The 13,079-nt window shown below is 63.0% G+C and carries 14 protein-coding genes; all 14 read left to right on the top strand.

Annotated features, from left to right (window positions below; all coding sequences use genetic code 11):
• Positions 1–42 precede the first annotated feature (42 nt).
• Positions 43–192, top strand: a complete 150-nt coding sequence (locus tag AB688_RS26920) for a hypothetical protein (RefSeq protein ID WP_155738233.1) — start codon at positions 43–45, stop codon at positions 190–192.
• Positions 193–207: 15 nt separating this feature from the next.
• Positions 208–1,119: a dihydrodipicolinate synthase family protein gene (locus AB688_RS23760; RefSeq protein WP_063546097.1), complete on the top strand. Its 912-nt coding sequence runs from the start codon at positions 208–210 to the stop codon at positions 1,117–1,119.
• A gap of 14 nt (positions 1,120–1,133) precedes the next feature.
• Positions 1,134–1,514 (top strand): L-rhamnose mutarotase, encoded by a 381-nt coding sequence (locus tag AB688_RS23755; protein WP_063546096.1) that lies wholly within the window; start codon positions 1,134–1,136, stop codon positions 1,512–1,514.
• Positions 1,511–2,533: a homocitrate synthase gene (locus tag AB688_RS23750; RefSeq protein WP_063546095.1), complete on the top strand. Its 1,023-nt coding sequence runs from the start codon at positions 1,511–1,513 to the stop codon at positions 2,531–2,533. Before AB688_RS23755 ends, AB688_RS23750 begins: the two co-directional genes overlap by 4 nt.
• A gap of 9 nt (positions 2,534–2,542) precedes the next feature.
• Entirely contained in the window at positions 2,543–3,277 is a 735-nt protein-coding gene (locus tag AB688_RS23745; RefSeq protein WP_063546094.1) for an HAD family hydrolase, read from the top strand.
• On the top strand, positions 3,274–3,975 hold the full coding sequence (locus AB688_RS23740) for an SDR family oxidoreductase (RefSeq protein WP_063546093.1): 702 nt from the start codon (positions 3,274–3,276) through the stop codon (positions 3,973–3,975). The genes AB688_RS23745 and AB688_RS23740 overlap by 4 nt, the downstream gene beginning before the upstream one ends.
• 14 nt (positions 3,976–3,989) lie before the next feature.
• A complete protein-coding gene (locus tag AB688_RS23735; protein WP_063546092.1) occupies positions 3,990–4,718 on the top strand; it encodes an SDR family oxidoreductase in 729 nt (242 codons plus the stop codon).
• On the top strand, positions 4,715–5,710 hold the full coding sequence (locus AB688_RS23730) for a hypothetical protein (RefSeq protein WP_063546091.1): 996 nt from the start codon (positions 4,715–4,717) through the stop codon (positions 5,708–5,710). Before AB688_RS23735 ends, AB688_RS23730 begins: the two co-directional genes overlap by 4 nt.
• Positions 5,711–5,814: 104 nt before the next feature.
• A complete protein-coding gene (locus AB688_RS23725) occupies positions 5,815–7,134 on the top strand; it encodes a lysine N(6)-hydroxylase/L-ornithine N(5)-oxygenase family protein (protein WP_081255311.1) in 1,320 nt (439 codons plus the stop codon).
• The gene (locus AB688_RS23720) at positions 7,118–8,182 is read left to right on the top strand and encodes an NAD(P)/FAD-dependent oxidoreductase (RefSeq protein WP_063546089.1); all 1,065 of its coding nucleotides are present in this window, start codon (positions 7,118–7,120) and stop codon (positions 8,180–8,182) included. Before AB688_RS23725 ends, AB688_RS23720 begins: the two co-directional genes overlap by 17 nt.
• Positions 8,183–8,192: 10 nt before the next feature.
• Entirely contained in the window at positions 8,193–10,196 is a 2,004-nt protein-coding gene (locus tag AB688_RS23715; protein WP_231100269.1) for a class I tRNA ligase family protein, read from the top strand.
• Positions 10,197–11,012 carry an ABC transporter substrate-binding protein gene (locus AB688_RS23710; protein ID WP_063546088.1) on the top strand — a complete coding sequence of 272 codons (816 nt, stop codon included), beginning with the start codon at positions 10,197–10,199 and terminating at the stop codon, positions 11,010–11,012. It begins immediately after the preceding gene.
• A gap of 2 nt (positions 11,013–11,014) precedes the next feature.
• Positions 11,015–12,394 (top strand): pyridoxal phosphate-dependent decarboxylase family protein, encoded by a 1,380-nt coding sequence (locus AB688_RS23705; RefSeq protein ID WP_063546087.1) that lies wholly within the window; start codon positions 11,015–11,017, stop codon positions 12,392–12,394.
• An 81-nt stretch (positions 12,395–12,475) separates the two neighbouring features.
• Positions 12,476–13,039, top strand: a complete 564-nt coding sequence (locus tag AB688_RS23700) for a GNAT family N-acetyltransferase (RefSeq protein WP_063546086.1) — start codon at positions 12,476–12,478, stop codon at positions 13,037–13,039.
• Positions 13,040–13,079 lie beyond the last annotated feature (40 nt).

Here is a 13,079-nt window from a genome sequence, read left to right as displayed (position 1 = left end):
TTGGATGTTGCACCTTTATTAGGTAGTCGTCGGTATGTCGCCATGGAAATCGACAACGTATTGAAACTTTCGGCGCGGTTTTCTGGCGTTGAACATGCACTTTATCGATGGGCGAAGGCCTGTCGTGAGGCTTTCGAAGTTGCCCTTCAGGTACTTCGCTGTGCTGTTTCTGTTGTCTACGTCAACATTTGATAAGGAGTATCAAACATGACGCAACGCCCTCTTCAAGGCGTCCTTCCGGTCGCCATCCTGCCTTACAACAGCGACCTGTCCCTGGACACCTCCGCCCTGCGCCTGCAGATCGAGCACATTCTGCATACCGGCTGCGATGGTGTGGTGATCGGGCAGATTTCCGAAGTTTCCCGACTGACCACCGCCGAGCGTTTCAGCCTTGCGGAACTGATTGCCGAGCAGACTGCGGGCAGGGGCCTGTCGATCATGAGTACGGGCGGCGAAAGCATTGCCCAGGCCGTGGAGTATTCGCGTCAAGCTGAGCGCGCCGGCTGTGATGCCTTGCTGGTAATGCACCCGTCGATGTGGGCGCTGGATGACGAGCAGATGTATACGTACTTCGCCAACGTCATCGAGAGCGTACAGGTGCCGGTGCTGGTGCATCATGCCAAGTCCCTGGCCAAACGCCCGCTGTCGATCGACGTGCAGGCACGCCTGCTCAAGGCGTTCGGCCCCGAGAAGGTCCAGTTCAAACCCGAGTCGGCGCCGACTGCACCGAAGGTCTCCCTGCTTCGTGATGCCACTGCAGGGCAGGCGCGGATTTTCGAGGGTGATGGCGGCATGATGCTGGTCGACACTTATCGACGCGGCTTGGCCGGGGTGATCCCGGCCACCGAGATCGCCGAGATCACCGTGGCCTTGTGGCGCGCCCTGCAAGCAGGTGACGAACGTCTGGCCCGAGCCATCGGCTATCCGCTCTCCTACCTGATGTGCCACATGATGGCGAGCATCGACTGCTACCTGCAGTTGTCCAAGCACTTGCTCAAACGCCGTCAATTGATGAGCAACACTTTGATCCGCCCACCGGTGGACTTCACCATGGACCCGGAAACTCTTCGGGAAGTCGAGAAAGTCTACGACCAACTTCTCGAATTCGTCAGCCAGTAATAAGGATATTACTCATGAAGCGTTTTGGTTTTTCGATTCAACTGAGCAGCGAACAAGCCGTTGAGGCCTACAAGATGCTGCACCAGGATGTGCCGCCGCAAATTGCTGGCGAACACGGCGTGCTGCGTGAAATCGGCCTGCAACGTATGTCGATCTACCTGCTGCCACCCAATACCTTGTTCATGCAGGTCGAGGCGCACGAGGCGTTCGATCCGCTGCGCGATTTCACCCACGCCTTGTCGGTCCACCCGGTCATCCAGGCCTGGGACGACCGCATGCATGGCGCCGAAAGCCCGCTTCTCAAACGCATCGCCGGCAACCAGACCGAGCTGAACTGGTGGCGTCTGGAGCAGGTGTACGACTGGGCGATCGAACAGGTGAGTGGGCAGAAATGACCGGGCGAAAACAGTCATTCGTGCTGATGGATTGCACCTTGCGTGACGGCGGCTTCCAGACCGATTGGCGGTTTTCCGATGCCATGGCGCGACAGTACTTCGATACCTGTCACGCCATGGGCGTGGACATGGTCGAACTGGGCTATCTGAACCTCGCCGCACCGGGCACTCCGGTAGCTATGGGGTCTTACAAGGCGCTCCCCGAGTCGCTGAGCGAGCAGCAGCGCGAACTGGTCAAGCCGGGGACGTTGCGTGCAGCGGTGATGATCGATGCGTGGCGTATCCTCGATCTGCCGACCCATGAGGTCGCCCAGGTCATTCTCTCGGCAGTGGCTCGTGCGCCGTTTCGCATCGAGGTCTTGCGCATCGCCGCGATGAGCAGTCAGTTGGATGCCAGCTTCGCACTCGCCCAGGTACTGGCTGAAAGCGACCTTGCCGTGATGATCAATCTGATGCAGGTCGCCGAGCTTTCGCCCGAGCAACTGGCGCACGATCTGCGCGGCCTCGGCCAGGTACCGATACAGGCGTTCTACTTTGCCGACAGCTTCGGACGCATGCTGCCGGAGCAGGTGCACCGCGTGCTGCGCCAGGCCGGCGAACTGACTGACCTGCCGCTCGGTTTTCATGCCCATGACAATTATGGGCTGGCAGTTGCCAACACGCATGCGGCACTGCAAGCCGGAGCTCGTTACGTCGACGGAACCTTCGCCGGCATCGGTCGCGGTGCGGGCAATGCGCCGACCGAGACCTTGGCCTTGCTCAAGCCCGGCCAGCAGGAAATGGCGTCCTGCGAGCGGTTTCTCGCCGAGCACATCGAGCCGCTGCGACAAGAGGCCAACTGGGGCTACTCGCCGACCTACCGCTGCCAGGCAAAACACAACGTGCACCCGACCTATGCGCAGAAGTTGTTCGAAGGTGCGCCGCTTTCGGCACTCGAGCGCATCGATATTCTCGGGCGCATCGCCGGGCACGCGGGGGCAGGCAAGTACGACCCGAGTATTCTCAACCACTACATGTGAGTGCGGGCCATGCGAATCAATCAGGCCAGGCTGGGTGACAGGCTGGCAGGCAGCAAACTCGTGTTCTTCGACTGCGATGGTGTGTTGCTGGACTCCAACGGTGTGAAGCTGGCGGCCGTCGAACACGCCCTGGCCGCCTATCCGTCGGCACTGCGCGAGCGCTGCAAGGTCAGTTTCAAGCTCAACTTCGGGCGTTCGCGGCGTTGGCACTTCGAGGCTTTCGAGTCATTGGCCGGCACGGCCGCCGAAGCGGACTTCGTCAGCACCAGCATTGCCCGTTACGAGCACTACCTGCAACAACACTACAGCGCGGCGCCACCGGTGGCCGGTGCCGCAACGCTGTTGCAGCAACTGGCGGACTGCGCGGTGAAATGCGTGGTGATCAGCGGTGGCAATGAAAAGGAAATCAATCTGGCGCTGGCAGCCAACGGCATGGACCACTATCTGGCGCGCATCATCGGCTCCCCGGTAGCCAAGGCAGCAGCGATCCGCACATTGCTTGAACAGTACGACTGCACACCCGGCGAAACGGTGTTTCTCGGTGACGCGATCGCCGATGCCGAAGCTGCCATCGTCTGCAATGTGCCGTTTCTGTTTGTCAGTGGCCACGCCCTGGTCAAGCGTGATGCCCTGAGCCAGTGCTGGCCCGTCGGGCATTGGGCGGGGGAGGTCGAGAACCTGCAGCCGGATGCACCGATCACGCGCTTCAATCTTGTCGCACAGACTATCCAGGAGGACTCATGAGCGACCATCGACATCGGCCATTACGCATCGTCGTCACTGGCGTCAGCCGTGGGCTGGGCAAAGCTCTCAGCCAGGCGCTGGCGTCCCGTGGACACCAGGTCTTCGGCTGTCAGCTGTCGGCCGAGGCGCAGTCTGCATCCACTGACAATCCGGCGCTGTTCAACGCCTCGGTGACCGAGGCTCACGAGATGCGCGAGTTCGCCAGGACTGTCATGCGTGACGGCGGGGTGGACATCGTGGTGTGCAACGCCGGGGTCATCAACCCACGGCAACCGGCCTGGGAAATCGCCGAGCAGGAATGGGCACGGGTACTGGATGTGAACGTGCTGGGTGTGGTCAATACGATGCATGCCTTCCTGCCGATGATGCTCGACCGCGGCCAGGGCTTGTTCATCGCCATCAGCTCCGGCTGGGGGCGTTCGGCCTCTTGGGGGTTGGGGCCGTATTGCGCGAGCAAGTTCGCTGTAGAAGGGTTGATCGGTTCACTCGCTGCAGACCTGCCCAACGGTGTGAACGCCATCGCTCTGGATCCGGGTAACGGGGTCAATACCCAGATGCTCTCGGTGTGCTTGCCTGATGAACACCAAAACTATATCGCACCGCAGTTGTGGGCCGAACATGCTGCCGACTACATCGTCGGGCAGCTTTACCAGGAAAATGCCTCAGGTAGCCGCACGGTTCCACATCCGGGCCTTTGACAGGAGTCGCAACGATGCTGAAAGACAAACGTGTGGTGGTCACCGGTGGTGGCCGTGACTTTGGACAGGCCGTGTCGGTCTGGCTGTCCCGCGAGGGCGCCCATGTCGACCTGTGCGCGCGCCAGTTGCAAAGCGCTCAGGCCACCTGCGAGATCATCCAGGGTGAGGGTGGCTCGGCGCGTGCGTATGCCTGTGATATCGCCGATCCTGCCTCGGTACGGGATTTCGTCCAAGCGCTGCAAGCCGATGCGCGACCTGTGGATATCCTGGTGCTCAGCGCTGCGCAGTGGCTTGAAGGCCCGCTCGGCGAGGATGACAGCGACGAGGACATTGTCAGCACCATCAATTCCGGGCTCACCGGCTCGATCACCCTGACGCGTGCGTTGCTGCCAAGCCTGCGACGTTCTGCTGCGGCAGATATCGTGGCCATGGTATCGGTGTGCGGTGTGCCACAGTTCACCAATTCGGTGGCGCATCCGGCGTTCTTTGCCGCCAAGCATGGCCTGAGCGGCTTCTGCCAGAACATGACCCACCATCTGGCTGCCGAGAACATCCGCGTCACCGGATTCTATCCGCCAGACTTCGAGGTGACCGGACTCGAGGAAACGGTTGATCCTGCCGGTCGGTTGCTCAATGGCCGCTCCATCTGGGAAACCATGCGCTTCGTGCTGACCCAGCCGCGCAACTGCCATATCGACGCCGTGCACTTTCGCGGCCCGACCCGTGCGGAACTGGGCGAATGAAACCGGCCTACGATTCGCCTGCGCGCGCCGCGTACCGGCTGGCCAGCGATGACCTGCAACTGCGTGAGGTGATGCCGGAGAATATCGAAGCCGGGTACTTTCGCGCCGATTGCGACCCTGCGGTGTTCTACGACAAGTGCGAGCAGTATCGCGCGCTCAGTCGTCTCGACCCAGGGCTGGCGTTCAGCGCTCAGGTGCTTGGCTCCTGCGCCGAGCTGTCGGGATATACGCAAGGCGATTGGGTCGTGCGTCCGGCGATTTCACCGCACTCTCGGGGCTGCGCCGTGTTGCTGGGCGAGCACGGCATCGCGGCTGCCGAAGCGGGGTTGCAGGTTGTGCCAGGGCCTTTGCTGGTCCACCGCCATGAAGCCGGTTACACGGTGTTCATCAATGGGGTACTGGAGGAGGGGCAATTCCAGGTCAGTGACGCGTGGCGTTGCCACACCCAGGACTGGCTGGCGCGGCGCATTCTCACCGCGGTAACCAGTTTGCCCCCCGCTGCCTTGCCTGCTGATCTGGTGCCGCGTCTAGCGCGGCTGGCCTCTGGCCTGGGCCTGCTGTACGGGCCACTGCACGCTGAAGTGGTGATCACTGCGCAGGGGCCGCGTCTGGTCAAGCTGGCGCCACGGCTGGCCAGTACGCCACTACCTGAGCTATGCCAGCTTGGCGGTTGGCCCAGCCAGCAGGATCTCTGGCAGAAGCGCCCGGTAGTTGACGTCGCGAGCGCTGCGCAGGCGGTGGCCGACTACTCGTTCGTGATCACCCGGCCTGGGCGTGTCCTGGCGATGCGTTTCGATCAACAGGTGCGGGCGCTGTCGAGCTTCAGCCACTATTTCCTGGCGCCGCCGACAGGCCAGTGGGTGCAGACCACCACCGACGGTACCACCTATGGCTGCACGGTGTTCCTGCGTAACAGCAGCGCCGAGGCATTGGAGGCAGATATCGCGCAGCTTCAGGCGCTCAACCTGACGGACGCCTTCGTCTTCGGCTAGCCCTCAACCGTTCAGGCAAAACCAACCGGCCCCCGGGACTGTCATCGCGTAATGACCTTCCCGTGGCCTCGCTCAGCCCGAAATTCTGTAGACAGGGAGTTCACATGAGTTTTGCAACAGACTTGGCCAGAAGCCCTTGCGAGCACAAGGTTCACGATGTGGTGGGCATCGGGTTCGGCCCTTCGAACATCGCACTCGCCATCGCACTCCAGGAAATGGCACCGCAACTGGATGTCGCGTTCGTCGACAGCGCCCCCGGCTTTGCCTGGCACAAGGGCATGCTGTTCAAGAATGCGACGATGCAGGTGTCCTTCCTCAAGGATCTGGTCAGCTTCCGCAACCCGCGCAGCCACTTCACCTTTGTCAATTACCTGCACAGCAAGGGCAGGATTGCAGCGTTCTGCAACCGCAAGGACTTCTTCCCTGCCCGCGTGGAGTTCCATGACTATCTGAGCTGGTGCGCGGCCGAGTTCAGTGATCAGGTGTACTACGGGCACCAGGTGATACGCATCGTCGAAGGCGGTGTCAGCGACGACGGTGCAGCACTGTTGCGCATCGAGATGCGCGTAGGTGATACCACCACCTCGCTGCTGACCCGGTCCGTGGTGCACTCTCTGGGGTTGGAGCCGCGCTTGCCGGAAGGCCTGCACGCCGACGCACGCATTACCCATGTTCATCATTTGCTGAAGCACTTGCAGGAAACCCCGCCCAAGGCTGACGGGCATTGTGTAGTAGTCGGAGGAGGACAAAGCGCCGCCGAGGCGGTGGAGTACCTGCTGGAGACCTACCCATCGTTGCGGGTGACAGCAATCCTCGGTCGCTACGGCTACACGCCTGCCGACGACAGCCCCTTCGTCAACCAGATCTTCGACGCCGACGCCGTCGACGATTTCCATGCCGCGCCACCCCACGTGCGCCAGCATGTCCTGCGAGTCCACGCCTCTACCAATTACGCCGCAGTGGACCTGGCGCTGATCGAGAAGCTCTACCGGCAGTGGTATGACGATGAAGTCACCGGCCAGCAACGCCTGGTGCTGGAGCGTCTGAGTCGTTTCCAGATGGCGAGCACTCATGGGAATGAGCTGCAAGTGACGTTCAGCCGACAGCTCAGTGGTGACGTGCAGAGCATCGCCTGCGACTACCTGATCTGCGCAACGGGATTTCGCCCACGCAACATCGCCGACCTGCTGTGCAGCGGGCTTGCCGCGCGACTGGTCAAGGACGAAGGTGGCGCCTGGCTGTCGCGCCACTATCGGCTGACCTTCAAGGGTGAAGCGGCGCCGCTGCTTTACTCCACCGGCATTGCCGAGTCTTCGCATGGCCTGAGCGCCACATTGATCTCCAACATGGCCATTCGTGCGGGCGAAATTGTCGACGACCTGTGTGCCAGCCTGACGCGGAGGCAGTATGAGCAAGCCGTTTGACGTAATCATCGTCGGCGCCGGGATCATCGGCGCCACCTGTTTCAAGATCTTCGGCGATATGGGCAAGCGCTGCCTTCTGATCGACGAGAAGCCGCTGGGGTGCGGCATCACCGGCGCTTCCGGGTGTATCGTGCGGGTCGCTCACAGTCACGCAGCAGCCACTGCTGCTGCGGCGCAGGGGTATCACTTCTACCGGCAGTTGGCGGACACGGCGCAGGTGCCATTCGCCCGCACCGGCTACCTGCATTTCGCCGAGCCCGCAGCCCTGGCGCGCATGCACGACTGGCTCACCGAGCACGACGTGCCTGCCGAGCTGGTCGGGCCAGAGCAACTGGCGGCGCATTATCCAGGCTTTGCGATCAGCGCCGAGCAAGCGCTGTTTGAACCGGGCTCGGGCTATATGCAGGCACGTCCTACCCTGGAATACCTGGTCGGCGCGGGGATTGCCAACGGTGGTGTCTACCGTGATGCCGTGCGCGTGCAGGGCCTGAACCTCGATGGCGCCGGGGGACGGGTAGTCGGCGTGCAGACCACTGCCGGCGAGCATGCAGCCACGCATGTGGTGCTGGCGATGGGGAACGCGACTGCAGAATTTGTGCAGACGCAGTTCGGGCAGGCGTTTGGCCTGTGGAACCAGCACATCCAGGTCACCCGTTTCAAAGGTGAGGCAGCATTGCTGACGGCGCCGTGCTTTATCGACGACGAGCACGATCTGAACGGCCGTTGGTGCCCGCTGACCCAGGGGTTCTATGTGGGCCATCCTACTGGGCAGCGGGTACCGGCCAGCCACGCCTACGCCCCGGCCGATCCTGCGCATGTGCAGCGTACCCGCGAGCGCGGCCAACTGCGTTTCCCGTGGTTACGCCATGCCCAGATGGATGGCGCGTTGTGCCACAGCGACTGCTACAGCACCCAACCGATCGCCGTGCTCGGCCAGCAGCCTGGCCTGCCGGATGGGGTATTGCTGGCCTCAGGCTTCAGCGGCGGTGGCTTCAAGATGGCGCCTTACGCTGCCATGACCCTCGCTCGTGAAATCACTCAAGGATAGAGAGACGACCGTGAAGAAGATCAACATGTTTTCCCCTGCCAAGCGCTTCTACAATGTCCACGCCCGTGCCGTCGAGTTGCCAGGCTCGAACCTCAACCTGATGGGGTGTACCTTGGCGCCAGGCGAGCAGAGCCAGGCGCACAATCATTTCGAAGATGAAATCTTCGTGTTCACCGCCGGGCATGGCGTGGTGCGTACCGCGAACGAATCGCTGCAAGTAACGGCGGGTGACGCCGTTCATTGCCAGCGCTTCGAATCGCACACCGTGCACAACCTCAGTGAAGACGCACCCCTGCAGTTTCACTCGCTGTACTGGGATGCCGGTACCGCGAACCCGGTGGCCGTGCAGCCTGTGCGCGACACACTGATTTTCGCCACTCCTCCCACGCCCAATGGCGACCTGCACCTTGGCCATCTCAGCGGCCCCTATGTTGCGGGCGACGTGCTCAAGCGCGTTCTGGCAGGTGCAGGGGCAAAGGCGTTCTATGGCAGTGGCCGGGATGACAACCAGACCTATGTGGTCACCTGCGCGGCGAAGGAAGGCCGCACAGCCGTCGACTGCGCCGAGCACTATGCCGAAGCGATCCGCCACACCTGGGGCATGTTCGGCATCGACATGGACCTTTTCATCACCCCGGACAACCAGGGTGCCTATGCCGATTTCGTGCATCAGTACCTGCAACGCCTGCATGACAAAGGCCTGATCTATGCCAAGGACACCCCGGTATTCGTCGACGACCGCGGTGATGCCTTGCACGAGGCGTTCATTCATGGCGGCTGCCCGCATTGCGGCGAGAGCAGTGATGGCAACGCCTGCGAAGCCTGTGGCCGGCCTAACCAGTGCGTCGACCTGTCCCAGCCACGGGTCAAGCGCGATGGTCGCCAGCCCCAGCTGAAGATCGAGCCGCGCCTGTTCTTCCGCCTGAGCGCGCTGGCCGATGAACTGGCCCAGTATGTACAGACGGCGAGCATGCCGGCACATGTCTATCAGCTGTGCCATTCCATGCTTGTCCAGGGCCTGCCCGATATCTGCATCAGCCACCGCAGCGACTGGGGTATACGGCACCGCCTGCCAGGGTTCCAGGACCAGATCCTGTATGTGTGGTTCGAAATGGCCTTCGGTTACCTGTGGGCTGCCGGCGAGTTGCCGGTCGCCGGCCAGGATCGTTTGGCGCGAGCCGCCCAGTGCTATTCGGGGGCGATGGATATCGTTCACTGCTATGGCTTCGACAACGCCTACTACCACACGCTGTTGTTCCCCGCGGTGTATCTGGCGCTGGGGCTCACACCGCCGGGTCATCACGTGGTCAACGAACTGCTTGACCTCGATGGCAGCAAGTTCTCTACCAGCCGTCGCCACCTGATCTGGGGCAAGGACTTCCTGGCCGAGGCGGGACGCGACTACGCCCGCATGGCGCTGATGCTGACCCGTCCCGAGGGTGTTCGCAGCGACTTCACCGTGGCCCGGATCAGCGAGCGGATCAACACCTTGTTCGCCCAGCAGTTGTCCGACTGGACCGAGAGCCTGCAGCGCAGCCTGGCGCGACAGGCAGGCAAGGTGCCGGAGCCGGGCGCTTGGTTGGCAGACCACAAGGCCTACTACGACGAACTGTGCCAATGGATGCAGAGCTATCGCCAGGCGGCGTCGCTCGATAGCTTCTCGCCACGGCGCATGGCCGAGCAAGTGGCCCAGGTGATCGACCGTGTGGCGCGTTTCGGCCTGGCCCAGGTCTACCTGGTGGATACAGGGCAGGGGCCTTGGTCCAATCATGCCCGCACTGCTGTGGCGCTTCAGGCCTTGACTGCACGTTGGCTGGCCCATGCGCTGGCGCCGTTGGCACCTGACCTCGCCCAGCAGTTGGCCGAATGGCTCGGCCTGGAAGCCCCTGAGCAGGATGCCGCCAAGGCTTGCGCATTCTTCGATGCAACCCAGGTGCTCCCCTGCCAAGGTGGCTTGCGGCTACCGACGATGTGCGCCAAGACGCTGGAACGGTTGATGCCGGAGCGTGCCTGAGTGGAACAGGTCGGCATAGTAGGTCCATTCACCGGCCCGCGTGCGGCCTATGGTCGGTGGTTGCGCCGGGCCGCCAGTGGCACGACGCTGCGAGTGTGCTGGGCGGACGATGGCGCCGATCCGGCCTTGGCGTTGGTCGCTGCCCGGCGTTTGCTGGAGGCCGGTGTGAGTGCGGTGGTCGGGCATTTCAACAGCGAGTGCGCGCGTGTCGCGGGTGCTTTGTATCAGGCGGCGGGCGTGCCCTTGTTGCTGCCCGCCGCCACGGCGCCAGACCTGTGTCAGGCCGTCGGTGCGTACCGGCTGTGTGCAAGCGAGAGGCAGCAGGTCGCAGCGATGCTGGAGTACCTTGCCAGTGCATCAGGGTACCTCGAAGAGGTCTGGTCGGATGGCTCGGTCTACGGCGAGCGCCTGGCACAGTCGCTGCGGGCTGGCGTTGGTCAGGTGCCGCAGCCGCGCGCCGGGCCGCCGATCCATGCGTTGATGGGCTCACACGTCAAGGTTGCACAGCAGATCCGCCTACATGGCCGCTCCGACACTCTGTACCTGCTGCCTGACGACTGTGTGATCGATGAGTTCGATGTGCTGCTCGAGGGCTACGAGTTGTCGACGCTGTGCCCACACGCTACTCCGGACTTCGGCACGTGCGTACGCCTGGCGCTCGGTCACGTCGAGACCGCCATCGCCCAGGGACGAAGCGTTGCCGAGTACCTGCGCAGCCACCCCGACTTCCAGGCCGGCGAGCACCGGCATGCCGGTTTTACCCTGGTGCGGCGCGATTATCGAAGCGCCGCCTCTCTGCTTACAAGGATGTCCTGAACATGCGCGCACCAAACCCCGCACTGCCCGGCATCGGCGACGCCGGCCTGACGCATGAATCGCTTGAGCTGATGCTGGAGGCGATGCGTCAGGCGCTGCTCGGCCAGCGTGCGCCGATGGCGGCACCCGCCTCGGCTGCGACCCTGCAAACCCAGGTCGGTGCCTGCATCACGGCACAGGGCCTCGGCTTGCAGGCATCGCTGAAGCTCTTCACTGAAGTGCTCAGCCGTCAGGGTGTGCCCACTGATCACCCAGGTTATCTGGCCTACATCGGCTCGGCGCCGACACCGGAAGCGGCATTGATGGATGGGCTGCTGTCGGCCAGCGGCATGATTGGCTCGGGCTGGCTGGGCGGGGCGGGTTTGATCTGGGCCGAGAACCAGGCCCTGCGCTGGCTGGCCGATCTTGCCGGTTTGCCTGCCCAGGCCGCAGGCTGCTTCGTCAGTGGCGGAACGGCTGGCAACTTCTCTGCGCTGGTTGCGGCTCGGCAACGCTATCGGGCACGGGGAGGAGAGCGTGACGGAGTGTTGCTGGCCACCGAGGGCGCGCATTCTTCCATCGTCGTGAGTGCCGGCCTGCTGGACCTCGAGGTGGTGACAGTGGCCGCCGATGCGCTTGGCCGGATGACTGCCGCGAACTTGGCGCAGTCCTTGGCCGCACTGGCCGCCGAGGGGCGTTCTGAACACGTGGTGGCGGTGGTGGCGGTGGCGGGCTCGACCAATACCGGGCAGATCGACGAGCTGTCTGGGATTGGGCGCATCGCACGCCAGCAGCAGATATGGTTGCATGTGGATGCGGCCTACGGCGGAGCATTTCTCTGCGCTGCGAGTGTGCGAGATCGCTTTCAGGGGATCGAGCTCGCCGACTCGCTGATCATCGATCCGCACAAGGGCCTGTTCGTCCCCTACGACTGTTGTGCGTTGCTGTACGCCGCGCCCGAGGAAGTGCCCGCCGCCTTCACCCAGGATGCCGTGTACCTTGATCGGATCAACGCCTCGCAAGCCTGCAACCCGATGCACTACGCGTTTCATCTGTCCCGGCGCGCCCGGGGGGTACCGCTTTGGTTTTCGTTGGCGGTACATGGTACCCGTGCTTATCAGGACACCCTGGAGCAGGTCCTGGCCCTCACCGAGCGGTTGCGGGCGTGTATCGCCGAGCATCCACGACTGGAGTTGATCGAGGCGTCAGGGCTGAGTGTCATCCTGTTTAGGCGTCTGGGCTGGCAGGCACCGGACTACGACGATTGGGCGCAACGGTGCTTGCAGGAGGGAATTGCCCTGGTGGTGCCAAGTGAGTGGCAGGGGCAGACAGTCATGCGCCTGTGCGTTATGAACCCGCGACTCGAGGAGGCACGCTGGACACGACTGCTGGCGATGCTCTAGCCCGTCGGGAGCGACTGTTCCATCCTTGACGCTGACGCTAGGCTAACGTGTTGATCTACATCTGTGCGAAGGAGCCCTGGAGTGACCCACCCCCGCAGTTTCCCCAGCGACCTGTGCCTGGACAGCCCGCGCCTGCAGCTGCGCCCCATGCGTCACGGCGATGCCGCGCAGTGGCTGACGATCATGGCTGATCCTGAGGTCATGCGTTTCTGGCACCACGCCCCTTGGCAGGAACTGGCCGAGGCCGAAAGCGCCCTGGCCGCCGACCGCGAAGCCTATGCCGCCGGCAATCTGCTCAAGCTCGGCATGTACCGTCGCGACAACGGCGAACTGATCGGCATGGTCCAGTTGTTCAATCTCGATGACGATTCGCGTCGCGGCGAGATCGGCTACTGCCTGGCCAAGGCGGTGCAAGGCCGGGGTTACATGGACGAGGCGCTGACCTGCTTCATCGACTACCTGGCCCATACCCTGCACATGCGCCGCCTGGAGGCGGAGATCGACCCGCGCAACCAAGGCTCGGCGCGCACCCTGGAGCGCCAGGGCTTCGTCCTCGAAGGCACCTTGCGTGCCCGTTGGTGCGTGGCGGGCGAGTTGTCCGACTCGGGGATCTACGGGTTGTTGCTGGAACCGCCTGTCGTCTGATGCGCGGGTGCGGTAAGGTCGGGGTTTCGCCCGATCCGAT

The organism is Pseudomonas putida (assembly GCF_001636055.1).
GTDB lineage: Bacteria > Pseudomonadota > Gammaproteobacteria > Pseudomonadales > Pseudomonadaceae > Aquipseudomonas > Aquipseudomonas machongensis.
Note: the sequence above shows the minus strand (reverse complement) of the source record. Positions and strands in the feature narration are given on the sequence as shown.